This window comes from Anaeromassilibacillus sp. Marseille-P3371, assembly GCF_900169665.1.
Classification (GTDB): domain Bacteria; phylum Bacillota; class Clostridia; order Oscillospirales; family Acutalibacteraceae; genus Anaeromassilibacillus.
This window is the reverse complement of the sequence record NZ_LT835157.1, coordinates 3213671-3235179: the sequence shown is the minus strand read 5'-3', so window position 1 is coordinate 3235179 and position 21509 is coordinate 3213671. Positions and strand designations below refer to the sequence as shown.

11 protein-coding genes and 1 tRNA gene are annotated in these 21509 nt (G+C 49.5%); 10 read left to right on the top strand and 2 right to left on the bottom strand.

The features are described from left to right. Together B9Y59_RS13630 and B9Y59_RS13625 are read left to right on the top strand one after the other, a co-directional pair. On the top strand, nt 1-972 hold the full coding sequence (locus B9Y59_RS13630; RefSeq protein WP_054323296.1) for a substrate-binding domain-containing protein: 972 nt from the start codon (nt 1-3) through the stop codon (nt 970-972). Nucleotides 973-996: 24 nt separating this feature from the next. After that, the gene (locus B9Y59_RS13625) at nt 997-2058 is read left to right on the top strand and encodes a galactose ABC transporter substrate-binding protein (RefSeq protein ID WP_054323295.1); all 1062 of its coding nucleotides are present in this window, start codon (nt 997-999) and stop codon (nt 2056-2058) included. A gap of 144 nt (nt 2059-2202) precedes the next feature. Here B9Y59_RS13625 and B9Y59_RS13620 read toward each other — a convergent pair whose 3' ends face one another. Then, a complete protein-coding gene (locus B9Y59_RS13620; RefSeq protein WP_054323294.1) occupies nt 2203-3804 on the bottom strand; it encodes a response regulator transcription factor in 1602 nt (533 codons plus the stop codon). Next, nucleotides 3782-5500: a sensor histidine kinase gene (locus B9Y59_RS13615; protein WP_085534142.1), complete on the bottom strand. Its 1719-nt coding sequence runs from the start codon at nt 5498-5500 to the stop codon at nt 3782-3784. Before B9Y59_RS13615 ends, B9Y59_RS13620 begins: the two co-directional genes overlap by 23 nt. Nucleotides 5501-5969: 469 nt before the next feature. On the opposite strand from B9Y59_RS13615, the gene B9Y59_RS13610 reads away from it, so the two are divergent. The 8 genes from B9Y59_RS13610 (at nt 5970) to B9Y59_RS13570 (ending at nt 20960) form a co-directional block, all read left to right on the top strand. Next, the gene (locus B9Y59_RS13610) at nt 5970-7256 is read left to right on the top strand and encodes a galactokinase (RefSeq protein WP_085534140.1); all 1287 of its coding nucleotides are present in this window, start codon (nt 5970-5972) and stop codon (nt 7254-7256) included. Between the two features lie 66 nt (nt 7257-7322). Beyond that, on the top strand, nt 7323-8303 hold the full coding sequence (galT, locus tag B9Y59_RS13605) for a galactose-1-phosphate uridylyltransferase (RefSeq protein WP_085534137.1): 981 nt from the start codon (nt 7323-7325) through the stop codon (nt 8301-8303). 164 nt (nt 8304-8467) lie between these two features. Continuing rightward, nucleotides 8468-9469 (top strand): UDP-glucose 4-epimerase GalE, encoded by a 1002-nt coding sequence (galE, locus tag B9Y59_RS13600; RefSeq protein WP_054323292.1) that lies wholly within the window; start codon nt 8468-8470, stop codon nt 9467-9469. 1185 nt (nt 9470-10654) lie between these two features. Beyond that, on the top strand, nt 10655-11590 hold the full coding sequence (dapA, locus tag B9Y59_RS13590) for a 4-hydroxy-tetrahydrodipicolinate synthase (protein ID WP_054323290.1): 936 nt from the start codon (nt 10655-10657) through the stop codon (nt 11588-11590). A 77-nt stretch (nt 11591-11667) separates the two neighbouring features. Next, the gene (locus tag B9Y59_RS13585; protein ID WP_054323289.1) at nt 11668-12021 is read left to right on the top strand and encodes a hypothetical protein; all 354 of its coding nucleotides are present in this window, start codon (nt 11668-11670) and stop codon (nt 12019-12021) included. Nucleotides 12022-12700: 679 nt separating this feature from the next. Then, nucleotides 12701-14203 (top strand): ABC transporter substrate-binding protein, encoded by a 1503-nt coding sequence (locus tag B9Y59_RS13580; protein WP_158089043.1) that lies wholly within the window; start codon nt 12701-12703, stop codon nt 14201-14203. A 232-nt stretch (nt 14204-14435) separates the two neighbouring features. Then, the gene (locus B9Y59_RS13575) at nt 14436-20549 is read left to right on the top strand and encodes a carboxylesterase family protein (RefSeq protein ID WP_158089042.1); all 6114 of its coding nucleotides are present in this window, start codon (nt 14436-14438) and stop codon (nt 20547-20549) included. A gap of 334 nt (nt 20550-20883) precedes the next feature. Continuing rightward, a tRNA-Arg gene (locus B9Y59_RS13570) sits at nt 20884-20960 on the top strand. Nucleotides 20961-21509 lie beyond the last annotated feature (549 nt).

Below are 21509 nucleotides of genomic sequence, written 5' to 3'. Positions count from 1 at the left end.
ATGAGTAAGAAGAAAATATTGGTGGTTGCCGTCGTGTTTATCCTATTGGGGGTATCCTTGATTGGGTTGTCCGGCGACAGCGGCTGGAATAAAAGATATGAGGAACCCATTCAGATTTCTTTTATTGCCCGAGGGATAAAAACGGAAAGTTGGAGTACAATCGAACAGGGGATTGAACAGGCCGCCAATGATCTGAACGTTGAGATCACGTCCATCTATCTGTCCAGCGAAAACAATGTGGAGGAGCAGGTCGCACTGTTAAAGCGTGAGGTGCAGAACGGCGCAGACGCTGTGATGATTGCGCCGGTCAATTCGCAGGATCTGCGGGCTCCGATTGAGGAAGCGCAGAAATTTGTGCCGGTTGTTGCCATTGAATCTACTGTGGAAGGACTGGAAAACCTCCCCTATATTGGATGCGACAATTTTGCCCTGGGGAGAGCCTTAGGGGAAGAAATATTCAAACAAGGCGCAAAGGGAAATAAAGTGGCTATTTTACAAAGTAGCCTTTCTTGTTCCAGCGTATATGAGCGGTACCAAGGAATGTTGGAGGTCTTACAACAGAATGGGATGGAACTAAGCTTTTGGGAGATCCCGGATGACCCGACGCAAGCGTATGAAACCGCCAAAAAGCTCCTGCAGAAGAGGGATGTCAACAAGGCTGTGGCGTTGGATGGAGCTACCTTGGAGGCGGTTGCCCGTGCGGAGAAGGAGCTCAGCCCGCCGGGAGTGACTACAGTCGATATATTTGGCGTGGGACGCACCAACCAGGTTGTTTCCTATCTGGAAGAAAAAGTCATCACCTCCATTGGAGTGCAAAACGAATTTAATATTGGCTATCTGGGGGTGACAACTGCGGTCAGCCAGATCAAGGGGGACTGGAGCGAAAACGCCACCATAAACTTTGCAATTGTCAATTATGCGGACATGTATACTCCAGAAAATCAGAGGCTGCTATTTCCGTTTGTTCGATGAGCAGCCGCAGAAAGGGATGATCCTGTGACACAGAGACTCGTGAAAAGTGTACTTTGCCTGTTGCTCAGTATGGCTTGTCTTTTCGGGGCCACCGCCTGTCATGTTGACGGGAACTCGCATCCGATACAGACCGTCAAAATTGGCGTGGCAACTTACCGGAGCGATGATACATTCATTGCGGCCCTGTGTGATGATCTGGAACGGCTGTCCAAGGACAAGGAGGCAGAGACGGGGAAGAAAATCATTCTGAATATTACGGATGGGAAAAACAGCCAGTCCAATCAAAACGATCAGGTGGACAACTTCATTTCACAGTCGTATGATGTCATTTGTGTCAATATGGTAGATCGTACGGTCGCTGCGGTCATCATCGATAAGGCCAAGCGTGCGGACATCCCAGTGATCTTTTTCAACCGGGAGCCAGTGGAGGAGGACATCCGGATGTGGAACCGCGCTTACTATGTGGGAACGGATGCCAAGGAATCCGGCATCATGCAGGGCCAGATTATTCTGGATGCCGTACAAAAGAATCCAGAAATTGATAAAAATGGCGATGGTAAGCTGCAATATGTAATGTTGGAAGGGGAACAGGCCCATCAAGATTCCCTGATCCGAACCGAATATTCGGTTAAGACCATCACGGCCACAGGCATTCAAATGGAGAAGTTGGCGAATGACACGGCGAACTGGCAGAGGTCCCTTGGATCAGCGAAAATGCTTGCCTGGCTGGACCAATTCGGTGACGAAATTGAAGTGGTGCTCAGCAACAACGACGATATGGCACTTGGCGCGATCGATGCTCTGAAGGAGCGGGACATGTTGGAGAACGGTCCGGTGGTCGTAGGAGTGGACGGCACAATGTCTGCCCTAGAGGCGATTCAAAATGGAGAAATGCTCGGTTCTGTGGTCAATGACGCGCAGATTCAGGCTCAAGCAATGTTGGACATTGCCTGCACATTGGCGGACGGTGAAGATCCACAGGCAACGGTACAGCGGATGAACGGTCAATATGTGCGGGCGCCGCATCGAATTGTCACGCAAGAGAATGTGCAGGAAGAGATGGATTATCTCACACAAACGGAATAAAATAGCAAAGGCCCGCGGATGGTTCTCCGCGGGCCTTTTTACGGTTGTCCAAAAGGAAATGTTGGCGGCAGGGCGCATAGAGTTCTTCATTCCCAAACAGATTCTTGTTGATAAAACGAAAATGTAGCGACAATTCTTGCCAGTTTAAAGGACGTTTTCCCCCTGCGACGCGCGATCCTCGGCGGGCGAACGGCCGATCACTTTTTTATAAACCTGTGAAAAATGGGAGAAGTTGGAATATCCGACCTTTGCTGCAACCATGCTTACAGGCAACGCTGTGGTGCGCAAAAGGTCCTGCGCTACCTTCATTTTTTCAGCTACAATAAAATCTTTGAGCTGTACACCCATCTCTTTTTTGAAAAGGCGGGAGAGATAGTCGGGATTCAGGTAGAACTCCTCTGCAATTTCTGTACGACGAATGTCCCGTTCGATATGATTCTGAATGTACTGAACAATCTGTTCCATCTGCCCCTTCGTATCTTTGTCTGAATGGACATCCGTCTGGAAGGCTCTGGTGGCACGATCCAGCCAACCCTTCACATCGTCGATGGTCAGGTAGTTGTTCAGAGAACGCTGGCTGTATTTCTTTTCGGGAAGGAATTCTCCCGGAGGAATGGAGGCATCCTCAGCAGCGCTGCACAGGATTTGTAACATAGATTGATAAAAGCACTGAAGGGTGTCGGCATCCAATGTCCCGGCTTGCGCCAGATTGTCCAAATATCCCTTGGCTTCACGACCGACTAGGGGCGCATATCCACTGGTCAATAGGCTCTCCCAACGTTTGAAATTGGGAGACTCTTTGTGCTCATGTGGGGTCTCAGCGATGTCCCCAGGAAAAAAGACCCCGCTGGCCAACGCAACATTTTGTTCGCGCAGATGCAGGAGTACACGCGCACGGCCGGTCAATTCGGAAGGGAACAGACGAGGGCCGGCATAGCACGCGACTTCGCAATGGAAGTGATTGGCACAAGCCTCCCAAAAGGAGGTCAGCTGTCTTTTTAAAGCCGATTCATCCATAAAGATGCTTTCCTCTGCATAGGAGAGAAAGGCAAAAGAAGAGCGATCCAGCTGAACCAAAAGAATCTTTTGGCCGTACTGGGCAAACAATTCAGATAAGATATTTGCAAAGGCATATTTTACAAGGTCACGGTTCCACCCGTTTGTACAATCGTTCCATCGGAGAAGCTGGATCAAAACATAATAGGCCGGCGTGTCGCCGTGGATAGGTATTTCTAACTTTTCGAAGTCCTCTAGGATGGTGGAGAGTTGAACCTCTTCCCCACAATACCAACCTTTGAGCATTCCTTCCAACAGAACATCGCGGCGTCGATACATCATTTTTCCATAGGAGGAATACTCTTGAAGTTCCCGGCGGGTCTCCACCTTGTGTATGGCCCGAAGGACAGATGCTTGGATATCTTCATAACGGGCGGGCTGAAGGATGTAATCGAATCCACCCAGGCGAACAGCCTCCTTGGCATAATAGAAATCTGCGTGCGCTGTCAAAAAAATGCATTCGGTGTCCAGGCCTTGTTCCTGAACCCAACGGAAAAGAGCAAGCCCATTTTCCACAGGCATTTCAATGTCGCAGAGCATAATGTCAACCCGCTGTGTCAATAGAATCTGCTTTGCCTCAAAGGCGTTATATGCTGGGACAACCTTTGTCACCCCAATATCACTCCAATGCACGCCGGAGATGATTCCACCAACCACATTGGATTGATCATCGACCACAAGAACGGTCATCGCTGTCACCTTCTTCTGGAATAAAAATTTCGATTCGGGAACCTCTTTTCAGATTACTGAACGAGAAAATGCTCTTACCTTTATAGAGCAACGCAAAACGATACTTCACGTTAAGGATACCGACATGCTGCCCCGTGTATTCAAATTTCCCCGCTTGGTTAAGCGCTTCCAGCATTTCCGGTGGAAACCCACTTCCATTGTCGGAGATGGAAATATTGATATATCGCGCCTCTTCCGTTTTGAGTGCCATGACCTTTATATAGATTGCGAGGGGTTCGCCAGGTAGAGAGGCATGCTTAACAGAATTCTCCACAAAGGTCAAAATGGACATCGGAGGCACTTGAAAATCAAAAAGTTGTTCATCCGCGTCGATGTCGCAGGTGGGAGGGCAGGAGGCGCTCATCTGTTGTAAAAGCAGATAGCGCCTGACACTTTGTAGCTCGTCCCGCAGAGGGACCAGTGTCATATTATCAGAAAATAGATAGCGCAGATAGTCGGACAGGGCCAGAATCATCTGTTGAATCTGTTCAAAACGCCTCTCCTGCGCGAGTGCATACAGATTTTTTAGACAGTTCAAGAAGAAGTGCGGGCGTATCTGAATCTGCAAATATTGTAGTTGTGCCTTCTGTAGCTCCAATTCTTTTTCGTAGGCGGCAATTTTGAGGGATTTAATCTCCTCCATCATGCCATTGAAGGTATCGCTCAACTGCTTAAATTCCACCACACGATAGTCGGTTTCCATTTTAGCATCCAAGTCGCCACATTTAATAGCGTTCATGGTTTGTACCAACTGTTCCATAGGCTTAAAGAACAGCCGTTTTAAAATATAGTAACAGATGGGAAGAAGTACCAGCAGGGCGATCGAAGCCATCAACAGCAAAAGCTGAGCGAAATCCATATGGTGAAGAAGATCTCGATAGGGGGTCAGATAGACGAACCAGACCCCTGCCACCTCGGAGTACTGTTGCACAGCGAGATATTGGCCATTTCCAGCCTGATAGAAGGAATCCGAAGTCCACTGAATTTGAACCTCCTCCTGCTTTGCCCATTCCTGTGAAGTCAACAGCTGCCCATCCGGAGCCGCATACAACAATACGCCATTCTGTGGGTCCGTGGAATCCTGCGGCCGCAGCGACCGATTTAGATCCACAGCACAGACGGAATAGACCCCACCGCTGCCGAGAATTCGCAGCAAAAAGGCCTCGTCTCCCATGGAATAGATCTGCCAACGGCTGCGGTCTATCTCTCCGGAGCCAGTGAGTTCTTCCAGATAGGAGCGCAGCTGCTCTTTGACGGTGTAGGTGTAGGAACCGCCATAGGCTTCCCGATGCAGTCCGTTCGGCTCTGTGAAAAGGAACATACCTCCGATGATCCGCTTGGTAGCGATCATTTCCTGATACCGGTTGATGATTTGCTTGGAACAGAGGTGTGCTTCCAGCGGGTCCATGGGACTGCGCAAACGTTGAAAATTGGTATCGCCTACCACAAGGTTGGCAAGGAAGAGATCAATATCCTGTAGGTCTTTTTCCAGAGAACTCTTATATAGGTATACCGTGCTGCGGTTGCTCTCCGCCACGCGCTCGTTCATGGCCTGCATCGTATAAAAATTGTAACCGACCAGGAACAAAACCAGGGGCACAACAAAGAGCATCAAAACCTGAATAATTTGCTTTTTGGAGGAAATGTGAATTTTCATAGCGCACGTGCCGTTTCCTCTCCTGTTATTCTACCGATTTCTATTATTTTATCATAAATTGACAACGAAGCAAGTTCTTTACCGATTTATCGCAGAATATACAAAAAAATATAGGGAAAAAGTACAGATAAAAATTTGGATAGATCAATACAGTGGTTCTGGGAAGAATCGACCATTTTACGGGAAAGGGTGAGATGTTTTTCTAAAAAGCAGTGGTAATCTGTGGAAATTATGGTATAATTTAATAAATATAGCATTTTTTCAAAAAGTGCGTCCCTTTGTAGGAGGGAATGGTGCATATCGGGGAAAAACTGGAATCCTGCATCAAATATCCATAAAATTGATACGGATTGCCCTTGTTTGCGCGTCCCAATGGGGATACAATGAAAGCAAGACAAAGGGAAATAAACCGGATGGCGGATCGCGCGTTCCGCTCTGGAAAAACATATGAAAACGGGAGGTACCAATCATGCTTTCAGCAGAAGTAAAAAAAATGATCTCCAGCGGTGGGCTGGATGAAAAGATGGCTTACATCTACGCTTGCAGCACGGCGGATGTCGCTGGCTATCGTGAGAGATTCGTACATGCGATTGAGACGTTTGAAGAACTCTATGGCGCAGACCGCGATATCTCGATCTTCAGCGCACCTGGACGCACCGAAATTGGCGGGAATCATACCGACCATCAGCGCGGGCGCGTGCTGGCGGCGAGCGTCAACTTGGATGTCATCGCTATTGTAGCGTTGAACCCGGACACCAAGGTGCGTATCAAGTCCGAGGGTCACAGAGGGGATGAAATCGACGCCAAAAACCAGGAGGTCAATCCCTCTGAGATGAATACGTCCCGTGCTTTGATTCGCGGGATCTGTGCACGCTATCAGCAGTTGGGTTATACAGTGGGCGGCTTTGACGCTTACACGACGTCCAATGTTCTGACGGGTTCCGGTCTTTCTTCTTCCGCTGCTTTTGAAGTGCTTGTAGGGACCATCGTCAATGAACTGTTCTGCGAGGGAAAGGAAAGCGCGCTTTCCATTGCTCAGATCGGCCAGTACGCAGAAAACGTGTACTTTGGAAAGCCCTGTGGGCTGATGGACCAGGCGGCCAGTTCGGTGGGCGGCTTTGTCCAGATTGACTTCAAAGATAAAGACCATCCAGAAGCGCAGAAAGTGGATTTTGACTTCACAAAGTGCGGTTATGCACTCTGCATCATTGACACCAAGGGCAGCCACTCCGACCTGACGCCCGATTACGCGGCGGTGCCGGCAGAGATGAAGGAAGTTGCGGCATTCTTTGGCAAAGAGGTTCTGCGCGAAGTCGATGAAGAGGAGTTTTATGCCAATATTGCAGCGCTTCGCCAGAAGATGGGCGACCGTTGCGTGCTGCGTGCGATGCACTTCTTTGCGGACAACGCCCGTGTGCTCGACGAAGCCGCGGCTCTGAAGGCAAATGATTTTGATACGTTTAAAAAGCTGATTGTCGAATCCGGCTATTCCAGCTACATGTATTTGCAGAATGTGTTCTCGGCGAGCCATCCGCAGCAGCAGGGTGTGTCGATTGTCCTGGCGCTTGCCCAGCGCCTGTTGGAAAAGCGCGGCGGCGCTTACCGTGTACACGGCGGCGGTTTTGCCGGCACCGTACAGACCTTTGTTCCGGTGGATTATCTGCCAGAGTTTGTGAAAGCAATGGAGGCGGTCACCGGAGAGGGGAGCTGCCACAACCTGCGCATCCGCCCGGTAGGCGGCACGCGTATCCTGTAATACAGACCTGCTTTTTGTATCAAATTTATATTTTCAAATACATAGGGATATAGGAGGAAATGAATTATGGCAGAATTGAGATGGCATCCGTTGATTCAGGACTGGGTGATGATTGCGTCGAACCGGCAGGGACGCCCCCAGATGCCCAAGGACTACTGCCCGTTTTGCCCCAGCTTTGGCAATGTACCGGATTATGAAGTGTTGGAGTACGACAACGACTTCCCGGCGCTTTCCCAAAATCCACCGGAGCCGGACGAGGGGATTGCAAACGACTTTTTCAAGGTAAAGCCGTCCTACGGCAAGTGTGAAGTCATCCTGTATTCTCCCGGCCATACGGTGACCATGCCGGAGCTGTCCTATGACCACATGAAGAAGCTGGTGGACCTGTGGTGTGAACGGTTCAATGTAATGCGTTCCGACGAAAAGATCAAATATGTGTTCCCCTTTGAAAATCGCGGCGAAGTGGTGGGTGTGACCATGCCCCATCCGCACGGCCAGATGTATGGTTATTCTTTTATTCCGAAGAAGCTTGCGCTGGAAACCGCGTCCGCAAAGGAATATTTGGAAAAAACCGGCAACTGCCTGTTCTGTGATACGTTGAAACATGAACTCGAGGCAGAAAAGCGCATCATCTTCCAGAATGAGCACTTCACGGTTTATCTCCCGTTCTATTGCGAATATCCCTATGGCGTCTATATCATGGCAAACCGCCATGTGCAGTATATTACAGACCTCACGGAGGAAGAAAAGTACAGCCTTGGTGTTACTATCCGCGACACCGTGGGGATGCTCGACAGCCTATTTGACTACCGTTTCCCCTATATGATGTGCATGCACAATGCGCCGGTCAATTCGGGCGATTACTCCAAGGATTTCCATTTCCACATTGAGTTCTTCCCACCAATGCGCAGTGCTGATAAGCAGAAGTTTAACGCTTCCAGCGAGACGGGCGCATGGGCTCACTGCAACCCGACCTGCCCAGAGGAAACTTCCAAGGAACTCCGCGCAGCGTACGCGAAGTTTATGGAAAGCAAAAAGGGCGAATAAAATTGTAAGATGGCGCTTGTAGGGCAGCTGGCGTGTAAAAATGGTTGGCTGAAAGCAATGCGCTGTATGGTCCATCAAGATCAGATTACCGGCGGTTGCCGCCCCTGGCGCAAAAGTGTGTCGGGCGTCCAATGACGGCCGGATACCAGAAAGGATGATTGATTATGACAGTACTGGTGACCGGCGGCGCCGGATTTATCGGTTCCCACACCTGTGTGGAGCTGCTCAACAATGGTTTTGACATTGTTGTGATGGATAACTATGTGAACTCCTCTCCCGACGCACTGCGTGCCGTAGAGAAGATCACAGGGAAGACCTTCCCCAGCTATGAATGTGATATGCTCGATTACGACAACTTTGAAAAGATTTTCAAAGAGCACAAGATCGACGCAGTGATCCATTTTGCAGGACTTAAAGCGGTGGGCGAATCTGTCCAGAAGCCGTTGGAATATTACCACAACAATATCACGGGAACATTGCACCTGCTCGATCTCATGCGCAAATATCAGGTCAAGAAGATCGTATTCAGTTCTTCTGCGACCGTCTACGGGATGAACAACAAGGTTCCGTTTAAGGAGGATATGCCGGCAGGCGGCACCACGAATCCATACGGCACCACGAAGTTCTTTATCGAACAGATCATGCAGGATGTCTGTGTTGCGGATAAGGACCTGAAGGTTGCGCTGTTGCGCTACTTTAACCCGATTGGCGCCCATCCGTCCGGGCTGATTGGTGAGAATCCAAACGGCATTCCGAACAATCTTATGCCGTATATTGCGCGTGTAGCGGCTGGTAAGCTGCCGTGCCTCTCGGTTTATGGAGACGACTATCCAACCCCAGATGGCACCGGTGTACGCGATTACATCCATGTGTGCGACCTGGCAGTCGGCCACATCAAGGCACTGGAAAAATTGGACAGCGTCCAGGGGGCGGAAATCTACAATTTGGGCACTGGAAAAGGCAGCTCGGTTCTGGATGTCGTAAAAGCCTTTGAAAAGGCCTCCGGTGTAAAGATCAATTACAAGATTGCACCGCGCCGTCCGGGTGACATCGCGGAGTGTTATGCGGATGCTTCGAAAGCAAAGAAGGAGCTCGGTTGGGAAGCCAAATATACGTTGGACGATATGTGCCGGGATTCCTGGAACTTTACGAAAAATCAGAAGTGATGGCTTTTATCGTCTGATAAAATGAATGAAACAATAAAAATTGCGCTGCGAAAACCGCAGCGCAATTTTTATTGTTTGAAGAGAAAAACACGACCAGAGTAATATTTATCCATATGTATGGAACATGTTGGAAAATGTACAAAATCAAGCCTTTTGCTCGTACTTCCTGCCCTGTTTTTATTGCGTTTCTATTTCGTAGAGATTGGTTTTGTAAAAGTCGATGGAGGCAATTTGATGGGATTCTTTGCCACTCAGAATGGAATCACATATCGTACAACACAGGACGAAATGGAATCTTTTTATGAGGCTTTGGATCATCCCATTTTAGCTACCGAACCCTGTTGCATGATAGGGAAAGGGGGATGGAAATAAAGAATTGATAGACACATCGAAACCCTAGATAAGATACTACGTTTTTGTTTATGAAAGAATGTTTGGTGGTGTAACACATCCAGGACACCAAAGAATTGGCCTATAGACAAGGATCGCAAGGGTGGGGTCTCGCCGCGCCATTATAACGCTTTAATAATGGTTTATAACCTTTCGGGGTAGTTTAGAAAGCCGGATACAATTTGTATCACGATTATAAGGGCCCTGTGTCTTGAAGCCGTCTTATGGGTGCCCAAGACATTTGATCGGCCTTGTAGTTCCACCGCTTCAGATTTCATAAAATATAGCTCAATGTTTATTGTTTCAAATCTATCGAAGCGTTTTGTATTCATGACGATTTGTCCAATAGAAGCTTTTTAGGCAAAGGGCAAGCGGGTCAAAAAATTCTTTTGGGTACACATGAATCACGTCATTCACCAGTCCTTTTATGGGAAACGAACAAGGAATTGGATAATAATTTGGAAGAAACAGACAGACCTATCAGAAGAACGGAAAGGCCAGCAAATTTTAATGAAGTCTTTATGAAGAAGAAGGGTTCTTAATGTGTTCTTGATTCCCTTTTTGGAAGGACGGACGTATAATAGGGGCAATTTCTGAGGGGTTTCCCTTAGGAAAGAAAGCCAAAAAGCTTTGTCAGGGCATGGCCAGAAAGATCTGGCGGGATGGCGGTGACAGCCTCAATCTTCATTGGGGAAGATTTGAGGGCTATTGGGGCTTTCCATAGCCGCTGTATGAAAGAACGCCTCCCCCAGACAGAGAAAAACTGTGGCCACCCTAGAAAGGATGTCAGCACAGATGGGAAAAACGGTCTTCCAAGGCGCGGGAGTGGCGCTGGTCACCCCGATGTACCCGGACCTTCGCATCAACTACAGCATGCTGGATCAAATGATTGACCGCCAGCTCACCGGACATACGGACGCCATTGTGGTGGTCGGTACGTCGGGAGAAGGGTCCACGCTTACCGATGAAGAACACTGTGAAGTGGTAGAACACACTGTACGCCGTGTCAACCACCGGATTCCGGTGATCGCCGGCGTAGGCTCCAACAACACGTCACATGCGGTGGAGCTTTCAAAGGGGGCGGCCCGAGCGGGTGCAGATGCGCTTCTGCATGTGACGCCTTATTACAACAAGGCATCGCAGCGGGGGCTGGTGCAGCACTTCAATGCATGTGCAAACGCAACCGATCTGCCGGTCATCCTATACAATATTCCATCGCGTACAGGCGTCAATATCCAGCCAGAAACGTATTTGGCGCTCTGTGAAAATGACCGCATTGTGGGAGTGAAGGAGGCCAGCGGGAACTTTTCGCAAATGGCAACCATTGCTGCCCTGTGTGGTGACCGTCTGGACATTTATTCTGGAAACGACGATCAGACGCTTCCCGCCTTGGCGCTGGGGGCAAAGGGAATCATCTCTGTGTTATCGAATTTGGCGCCGAGTGTGATGCATTCGATCTGCCAGAGTTTCTTTGACGGAGATGTTGCCCGCAGTCGTGAATTGCAGCTGCAATATACGAATCTGATGCAGGCTTTGTTTATGGACGTCAATCCCATCCCTGTAAAGCAGGCGCTCTGCATGATGGGAATGGACGTAGGACCGTGTAGGCCACCGCTGTGTGCGATGGAAAAACACGATATAGAAAAGCTGTGGTCCGTACTACAGCAGTATTGTTTGAGCGGAAATGTCCACTTGTTTGAGGGACAGTCCGCCCGCTGTGTGGGAATGTAAAAATGGATCGACGAATCGAGATCCAATCAAATCATACCGGTGATAGAACCGGATCGACGAAAAGGGAGCGTTATCATATGAACTTTGTTGAGATTGGAAAGGCGGACGGACCGACCGTCCTGATGGTATATCCAGGCGATTGGACAAAAATTTCGGACCTCAAAGAGTTGGAGGACAAATATCATGTGGTCATTCCGCAGATTCGCGATGGCGAGCACAAAGGAGATGTAGCATCCATTGCGGAATGTATCCGCGATAAATGCAGCGGCCACGTATACGCAATCTGTGTTTTGGATGCTGGATGGAGCATCCTGCGTTATATTTTGGAGAAGCACCGTGTTTCCGCAGAAAAGACTTTTGTCGAGGGTCCCACAAATGCACCGGGCGAGTTCGTAGTACGTTCGATCTTGCAGGATGCTTATGCTTCTTAATTGAGTACACTGTCCCATGAAATTTCAAAGCCCACCTTCCAGTAAAATGCTGGAAGGTGGGCTTTTTGTTGTCTCCGTGGATATTGTTAAAACGGCCTTTCTTCATATGGAACCTTTTTCCTAGATTTTGCTTTTGAAAAAGTTATTCAATTTGTCCCTCTTTTGCATTAAAATAAAACTGTCGAAGTATATTCGCAATCGGATGAGCCCTACTATTGCCTCATATCCCTGTCGCAGATGAGCAAACGGGCAGATGTGACTAAGGCAACCGTCATCAAAGGACGGCTATAAAACGGGAAGCGGCTCCTATTGCTTATCGAGTAATAAATCATTGTAATGGGAACCGCCAGGATATGATAGACACGGTGAAACGGGAGAAGATCCCAATCACAAACATAGTAGGTCTGATTTGTGATAAGACGAGGTCGGATTTTTGATAATGAATGGTTCGAAGGCAGAAAATTATAGAAAAGTTGTCAGTTTTTTGATAGTGGAGGTCAGGATTTTGGCAGAAATCAAAAAATCAACCGAGTATAATATAAATACAATGAATCAAAAAGATCAAATGAAAAAAGGGGGATTGCAAAACAAACGGCTGAAACCTTGCGAGGCTTCAAAAAGGAATTCCGATAGTATTTTGGAGAGTTGCCCCGATAAAAAGAGAGCAAGGGGGCCAATCATGAAGCGGACAGGATGGCTGGCGATGTTGCTGGCGGGAGTTCTACTGTGGAATTTGACAGCCTGTACAAATGGAACAACTGGGACAGAGCAAACACCTTCTTCGCAGAGTTCTTCTGAGGATTTTTATACGGTGGATGTGTATGCGTTGGGAAGGGCTTCTGAACCGCTGAGAAAAGAAATCGAAGAGCGTGCAAACGCCATCCTTGAAGAATCTTGCGAGGCCAAGATCCGTTTGACCTATCAGGGGACAAAGGAAAATTGCCTCCAACAGGTGAAACTGGCGGTTTCCACCGGAAAAAAAGTGGACCTTTTCCCGACTTTTGAAACGGGCGTGGCTGTTATGGTGAACTATGGCCTGATTACCCCCTTGAACGATTATCTGTCTTTGTGTGGCCCGGAGATTCAAGAGGACATTTCACCGGAGGACTGGCAGTGTGTCACGTTCAATGGAATGATCTGTGGCGTACCGATTAACCGGGAAAAAGCGACCGGGCGCGGGTTTGTTTACCGGAAAGATCTAGCAGAGGCGTTGGGGTATCAGGAAGAGGATTTGCAGACCATACAGGATCTTGAAGATCTTCTGCTAAAAGTACGGGATGCATATCCGGACATGTATCCGGTCGTCACCAGCAGTGGCTTGGCAAGGCTCCCAATGCCATATGACCGGTTGGGAGACGACTTAGGTGTGCTGGAGAACAGCTTTACGGATTCCACGGAGGTTGTCAATCTGTTTGAGACGGATTCCTACCGGCAGATGGTGGAGCTCCAGTGGGATTGGGCGCAGAAAGGTCTGCTGATGCCGGACGGCGCGTCCAATACGGACAACGAGTTTTCGCTGATGCGGGCAGGAAAGGGATTTGGGCACTTTGCCAATGTAAAACCCGATAAATATGGTGAGGTCATCCGGAGTGTGGGATATGAAATTGGGATTTTTTCAATTGTCCCGCCGTATAGCGAGACCACATTGGTTTCTTCGATGTGGAGCATCGGTCATACCAGCGAGCAGCCCGACAAAGCCATGCGGGTACTCAACGAGATGTACACCAATCCAGAACTGGCAAACCTGCTCACCTATGGAATTGAGGGGAAAACCTATCAAATACTGGACCATGAGCAAAATATTGTCGGATTTCCAAAGGGGATTGACAGTGACAATGTACCCTATGGGTTTATTATTTGGTCATGGCCTAATGAGTTAATCGCTCATGTATGGCAGAAAGATCCGCCGGATGTTTGGCAGCAGGTGGAGACCTTTAATCAAGAGGCACACCCATCCCCAGCACGCGGATTTGTATGGGATAACACCGAGGTGCTTGGAGAGGTCAGCGCCTGCAATGCGGTGTTGGACGAATATCGTAATGCCTTGGAATGTGGTTCTCTCGACCCGGCAGTCACATTGCCGCGTATGAACCAAGAACTCAGAGCAGCGGGTATTGACAAAATCCTTGCAGAGAAGCAAAAACAATTAGACCACTGGTTGGCAGAGCGACGTTCATCGTAGAAAGTAGAAGTACCGTTTTACAGCGGCGTCATTCGCTGGATGAAAGACGAAGGATCGGGCCGAAAGGCCATTTATGGATAGCATTATATACGCGCACCCATGCTTGTCAAAAGCAAATCTTTGGCAGGCTTTCTTTTCTACACATTTTTTTCGAATGGAGGGATGCCCATGCAGGACATACGAGCGGACCAGAGTTAACGGTTACATTTTAGGAAAAGGAGAGAAAAGCAGAATGAAAAAGATCCATCGATCTATTTGGGCATTGGTTCTGACCTTTACAATGCTGCTGGGCACGTGTACCAGCGCATTTGCAGCAACCTCGCGCGCGGAAGAACCGGAGATGAAAGAACCGGGCATTGTCACCATTCGCAGTGGCGACAATGTAAATGGTAAGATTCAGGGCGTCCCATCCGATACGGAGGGTGTCACCGTCTACAAAGGTGTTCCATTTGCGGAGCCTCCGGTGGGAAAATTGCGCTGGAAAGCGCCGCAGGATCTCACAGAAACGTGGGATGATGTGCGCGTTTGCGACAAATGGGGCAACCAGGCGATGCAGCCAGAAAACTTGAACCCCGTTGGCGAATTCTGGGGCGACGAGTTCTATTTTGACGAAGATTACAATCCCGAAATCAGCGAAGATTGCCTGTATTTGAACGTCTATGCACCGGAACATGCGGAAGACGAGCAGCTTCCGGTCATGGTTTGGATTCATGGCGGCGGTTACGACCATGGCCATGCATCCGAAATGGAGTTCAATGCTTCCAAATTGGCAGCGCAGGGGATCATCGTGGTATGTATCCAGTACCGTGTCAATGTATTTGGTTTCCTGGCTCTGCCGGAACTCAGCGCAGAAAATGAGGAAGGCGTTTCCGGTAACTACGGTACATTGGATCAGATCAAGGCGCTGGAATGGGTGAATGAGAATATTGCAGAATTCGGTGGCGATCCAAAGAACGTCACCATCTGCGGCCAGTCCGCAGGCGCCATGTCTGTAACAGCGCTGCTTTCCACAGACATGACGGACGGGCTGTTTAACCGTGCGATTATCCAGAGTGGTTTTGGCGGTTATGCAGCACCTGGCAGCTATAAATCCTTAGAGGAGAAGGAAGAAACTTGCCAAAACGCTATTGAAAAAGCATTCGGAGAGGGCGTCACCCTGGAAGAGCTTCGCGCAAAGGATGCGAAAGATTTCCTGGCGGATAACGTTTACAGTTCCCTCAAGAGTGCGGCTGGCAACAATACGTTGGACAACTATGTCTTTACAGAGGAATCCATCGATTTGACCCTTGAGGGTGCGCTCGACGGCATCGACATCATGATCGGCGGTACAGCGGACGAGTATACCTCCTTGTCCGGTACGCCGGATGGCACGATGGATGTTGAAGCATTCCAGGAAAAGATGGAAAATCAGTACGGAGAGCTGTACAATCGCTCTATCTACAATGCGCTCAACGAGAAACAGGCTTATCGCATGAACCTGCGTTCCACCAGCGACAGCAGTTTGGCGAAGTACCGGATCTCTGCTGAATACGGCAAGACGCATAACGAAAATCACAACGCTTATGTTTACTATTTCGATCACGACTTGGCGCCACACGATCCGGAGATCGTAGGCAACCGCGATGAGGATTTCTACGGTTCCTTCCATTCCAGTGAACTATGGTATATGTTCAACTCCATGCGGGACGACATTGAAGGCCAACGCAACTGGACCGATGCGGATCATGAGTTGGGCGATATAATGTCCACCTACTGGGCAAACTTTGTCAAGACCGGTGATCCAAATGGAGAGGGCCTCCCGGTTTGGGAAGAATGTACCTCGGATACGAACGGTGCATTCATGCACTTTAAGGATGTGGAGGACGGCGTAGCGGCTGTCTGCACAACAAAATCCGATTATCCGGCGCGCGACCGCCTGATGATGGCGGCAAACCTGGATTCCTTCGGTCTGACCGAGGACGATTTGCAGATGTCGTATAATATCCCCTATGGCGACATTCCCACAGAAATCGTTACAGAAGTACTGGACGATGGGCAGCGCGTAGTCGAAATCAACTTGACTTACGACAGTGCAGTCGATGAGGACAGCGTTTCCAAGGATGATTACAAGATCAAGGCAACCCTTACCTATGGAGACGGTTCCAACGATCTGGAAGGTTACCGCACCATCACGGACATCGATGTCAATGGCAATGTTGTGACTATTGAACTCGATCCCGAGGATGAAACAGCCGTGACAAGCTTCTATAGTTCTTTGACGACCCCGTACGATATTTCGTATCTTGTAACACAAAAGGGAGAAATCGAAACAGCGGAGGGGACTGTTGAACCCGCAAAATACAAGGATACCTCCATCACCAACCGCATTGTAGATGACTTCCAGAGTGCAACGGGCGGCAATGTCAACGGAAGATCCCTCAACTATCGCTATTATGACCCGATCAAGGTCAATGGTGTGAGTGAGGATGGCAAATATCCGCTGATCCTGTTCCTGCACGGCGGCGGAGAAAAGGGCGACAACAATTTGTCCCACTTGATCGCAAACAAGGGCGCCGTCGCTTGGGTAGAGCCGGACCGCATTGCGCGCAATCCGGTCTATGTATTGGCGCCGCAGTGTCCGACCGAACCCTCTGGGTGGATCAACAAGGAAAACCAGGACCTGGTGGTTCAAATTCTGGAGGAATTTATCCAGGAACATCCGCAGGTGGATACGGACCGCATCTACATCGAGGGTATGTCGATGGGAGGCATGGGCACTTGGGAAATGATCCTGGAACACCCGGACCTCTTCGCAGCAGCAATCCCGATTTGCGGGCGTGTTTCTACCAGCTATTATGAAGATGGCGGCAAGAAGTTTGACGCATTGGCAAATATGCCGATCTGGGTTGCCCATGCAGAGGATGACCCGTCCGTCAACGTTCAGGGCTCGGACGATGCAGTTGCAGCCTTGCAGGCACACGGCAACACTTCTGTAAAATATTACAAATATTTGCCGGAATCCATTTGGCCGAATCATCATCACAGCTGGAAGGCCGTGTATGAAGATGAAGAAATTTATAACTGGCTGTTCGAACAGAATAAGTCCAGAACCGAGAATGGCACGATCAACCCGAAGACCCTTTACACGGTCAAGGACTATGGCGACGGTGTACAGGCCATTTGGGATTACGATGTCGATCCGATGTATGTGATGGTCAATGGTGACCGCGCGGTTCTGATCGATACCGGCATGGGCCAGGGCAATCTCTATGACAAGCTCAAGGCCATGTTGCCCGAAACAGTGACCAAGATTGATGTCCTACTGACCCACAGCCACGGAGACCACACTGCTCAGGCGTATCAGTTCGCAGATAAAGAAGATGTGGAACATATCTACATCGGCGCAGCAGACGAAGCCACAGTGAAATCGATGATGGAGCGTCAGGGCGTCAGCACCGAGAAGCTCACAGCGGTCAACGACGGCGATAAGATCCCGTTCGGCGACAAGTATTTCCAGGTCATCGATATTGTGGGACATACGGCTGGTTCCGTTGGCTACATGATCGAAGACAAGCTCTTCACTGGTGATGCGATTGGTTCCGGGTATGTCTGGATGCAGATCGGCATGTGCTCCATTGAAGAATATGTGAACTCCCTGCAGCACCTCAACGATTCCATCGGCGACCGTGACCTGACCGTTTATGGCGGCCACACGCAGTATCGCGGCACAATGACCGACCAATATGTCCGCGATATTCTCGAATGTGCGAAGGGAATTGTGGATGGATCTATCGAAGGTGAGCAGTACATCCGCGGCAATGTCCGCGATGCGAAGATCGCAACTTATGGCACGGCTTCCATCGTTTATGATCCTGCGAAGGTGACCGACACCTGTGAGGTAGAACTCATCACGAAGGTGATGGACGACGGCCAGAAGGTAATTGAAGCGGTTGTCACCTACCCAGAAGATGTCAATCCGGATTCTATCTCTACAGCGACCTATCAGGTGCGTGCGGAACAGACAGCGGATAACCCAACCTTTAACAACGTCGGCATGCGGACTATCACCGGTGTGCAGGTGGATGGGAATCAGGTTACGATCTCCCTCGACCCCACGGATACGATCGCAGGCACCAGTTATTTCGATTACAATGCGTTCCAGACCTTCATGTTTGACCTTTCCTATGAGGTTACCCAGCTGCGCGATGTCGAGCTGGCCAACGGCGAGACTGTAGCAGCAGGCGGGACCTATGCAAATACTTCGATTACGAACCTGACCGTGGACGACTTCCAGGAGGCAGAAGTTACGAACAAAGCGGGCAAGACGATCCCGTATCGTTACTACGACCCGATCCAGTCCGCTGGTAAGGATGCAGACGGCAAGTATCCGGTGGTAATCTTCCTGCACGGAGCGGGTGAATCCGGCGACAATAATTTGTCCCATATCATCGCGAACAAGGGCGCCGTCGTTTGGGCAGACCGTGTGGACATGAACCCGTGCTATGTGCTGGCGCCGCAGTGCCCGAGCATGGCCGAAGGCTGGGTTCAGGAGGACAACGAAGCGCTTGTCATGCAGATGCTCGATGAGTTCATCGCAGAGCATGCAGACACCATCGACACAGATCGTATCTACATCCAGGGCCTGTCTATGGGCGGTTACGGCACCTGGAAGATCATCCTCGACCATCCGGAAATCTTTGCAGCAGCAATGCCGATGTGCGGTGGCGTGGACGATAGCTACTATGCAAACAACAACGAAGCATTCCAGAAGATCAAGAATATGGCAATCTGGACCTTCCACAATGCGGATGACAGCACTGTTCCGGTGGAAAATACCCGCAAAGTGGTGGAGGCTCTGAAGGCAGTTGGTAGCCAGTGTATCAAGTATGAAGAGTACAGTGCCGGCTCTACCACTCCGGACCCGCATCAGGTTTGGAAGTATGTGTACAGCGACCGCAATGGCACACCGTACAACTGGCTGTTCCAGCAGTCGTTGAGCCGTTCGAAGAATCATACACAGAATCCGTCCTTGGAGTACACCAAGGAGACAATCAAACCGGGTATGACGGTTGTGCGCGACTATGAACTCGGCCAGATTTGGGTGCTCGAAAACAAGGATGGCGCCACGGTAATCGATACCGGTATGGGCGCAGGTGATCTGTTTGATTACATTGTCAACAATGTCCTGGAAAACAAAAATGCGAACATGAATGTGGTTCTGACACACAACCATGGTGACCACATCGGATGCCTGGACGACTTTGTCGGCAAGGACCAGGTGAAGAACGTTTATGTCGCAGAGGGAGATAAGGACGCAATCATTAAGAAGATGGGACCGGATGCCGATAAAGTTTCCATTGTCAAAGATGGCGATTTCATCAGTATTGGTAACGGTGAAAACCTAGAGGTTGTCGCAGTTCCCGGCCACACGGCAGGCTCCATTGTTCTGTTCTATGGTGATGAGGACGTATTTACCGGCGACGCTGTGGGTTCCGGAGACCTATGGATGCAGATCGGCATGTGTTCGATTCAGACCTACACCAAGTCTTTGCAGCACTTTATCGATAAGGTAAACGGCCGCCAAATGATGCTGCGTACCGGCCATGCGGAAAACCTGGAGCCGTTCACAGAGGAATACCTCGATGACTTGATGAATTGTGCAGAAGGCATCATCGACGGCAGCATTGAACCCACCGTCTATCCAAGAAGAGATGCAAGCTATGCCTCTTACGGTAGAGCGAACATCGTCTACTATCCGTATCAGATCTTCGATGCAGACTTCACAGATCTGAATGAAGCTATTCAGGATGCGGAATCCCGCTCTTCCAGCAAGTATACCAGCGACTCTTGGGCGAAATTGCAAGAGGCGGTTGCAGCAGCAAAGGCCCTGCCGTCTACAGCAACACAGCCCACAGTGGATGCTGCCGTACAGGCGATCAACGACGCCATCAAGGCGTTGGTTCCGAGAAGCAGTTCTTCCTCTTCTGGCGGCGGTTCCACGACTGTTTATGTGCCTGCGGATAGTACCTATGGTGAAGAGGGAAGCGGTGTACCAACAACACCAGGAACGGGTACTGGTACAACGGTCACTGGTCCATATGTGAAATCTGACACGACGCTTCCGTTTACAGTCAAGCAGGGCCAGGCATATTGCTTCAAGATGACACTGGTCAATGGCAGCAATATTTTGCCGCTCTTCACCGTTGGCGATGGCAGCGTATTTAAGACTCAGTTTGTAACGCAGATTGGCAATGACTACTACTTCCGCATTTGGGCAATCGGTGATGTGGGCGAGTCCACCGGCGTGTACACCACGTTGACAGGTCAGGCCGCACAGCAGCACTGTGTAGTAACCATTGCAGCGTAAGGACTTCTCTAGGCTGGGCGCGGTTGATGGGCAACAGAAATCTACTGCCCAGCAAAGCTGCTTTTCTCTTGGGGCCGCCCGGATTTTCCGGGCGGCAACCAGGGAAAAGGGAGCATCGAATCAATTTACTTATTCCTTTTCTTTTTCATCTTCCTTAACCCATTTTTATAAAAGAACGGCAGAAGGCAGCAGCATCGGTTTTCCGAGGTTGAATGGCTTCTGCTATTCTTTTTATTTGGCGCTTTGCCAAAAGAATGGAAAAATCGGATGGTTTCTCCAAACAATGATTGAAATTTATGCTACAGCGTGTTATAATTACTATCAGTTTTCATATCCGCCCGTAGCGAAGCTGGATATCGCAGCAGATTCCGATTCTGAAGGCCGGGGGTTCGAATCCCTCCGGGCGGGCCAGATGTGTGTGAAGTTTCACACAGCGTGCTCCTTCTTTGCCCTCTTTATGGGCGGCCTGAATCTGAAAGGATTCAGGCGAGAAGGGGACGGTATTCTTGGAAACGGGAGATTGTGCAGGGCCGCGAATATAGAGCTTTCATTGGGTTTGGCGGTTGTAGCACGAGGATATTTCTCCGGACGTTTGTTGATTCAACGGAAAAAGCCGTTGGAAAAAGGAAACTGCCGTGTACAAGGAATGGAGGACGTAGCCTTGTATTGCGCAAAGGAGAAAAAAGCAGATGAGAGCGGTTGCTCCGTGTGCAACCGGTTGAGCCAATTTTGTATAGAGGATGGCGTATTGCGCCATGTTGGAAACCCTTTCCCTTGGTAGGAGAGGGTATTTTTATTGTGTGGAACTTTTTGAGGGGAAACGTTTTAACATGGGGGCCTTGGTTGGCCCGCTTTGAGGAATCATTGCAATCGGGGCATTTTTAGAGAATTTCATCAGAGAATAGGCGGTGTGGAAGCATCCGCTTTTATACCGCGGTATGGAAGAAAAGGATTATTTTA

Excerpts from the sequence above, each read along its gene's own strand:
- galT (WP_085534137.1), top strand. The coding sequence starts at position 7,323 with ATGGCAGAATTGAGATGGCATCCGTTGATTCAGGACTGGGTGATGATT.
- galE (WP_054323292.1), top strand. The coding sequence starts at position 8,468 with ATGACAGTACTGGTGACCGGCGGCGCCGGATTTATCGGTTCCCACACC.
- B9Y59_RS13620 (WP_054323294.1), bottom strand. The coding sequence starts at position 3,804 with ATGACCGTTCTTGTGGTCGATGATCAATCCAATGTGGTTGGTGGAATC.
- B9Y59_RS13630 (WP_054323296.1), top strand. The coding sequence starts at position 1 with ATGAGTAAGAAGAAAATATTGGTGGTTGCCGTCGTGTTTATCCTATTG.
- B9Y59_RS13610 (WP_085534140.1), top strand. The coding sequence starts at position 5,970 with ATGCTTTCAGCAGAAGTAAAAAAAATGATCTCCAGCGGTGGGCTGGAT.
- dapA (WP_054323290.1), top strand. The coding sequence starts at position 10,655 with ATGGGAAAAACGGTCTTCCAAGGCGCGGGAGTGGCGCTGGTCACCCCG.
- B9Y59_RS13575 (WP_158089042.1), top strand. The coding sequence starts at position 14,436 with ATGAAAAAGATCCATCGATCTATTTGGGCATTGGTTCTGACCTTTACA.
- B9Y59_RS13615 (WP_085534142.1), bottom strand. The coding sequence starts at position 5,500 with ATGAAAATTCACATTTCCTCCAAAAAGCAAATTATTCAGGTTTTGATG.
- B9Y59_RS13585 (WP_054323289.1), top strand. The coding sequence starts at position 11,668 with ATGAACTTTGTTGAGATTGGAAAGGCGGACGGACCGACCGTCCTGATG.
- B9Y59_RS13580 (WP_158089043.1), top strand. The coding sequence starts at position 12,701 with ATGAAGCGGACAGGATGGCTGGCGATGTTGCTGGCGGGAGTTCTACTG.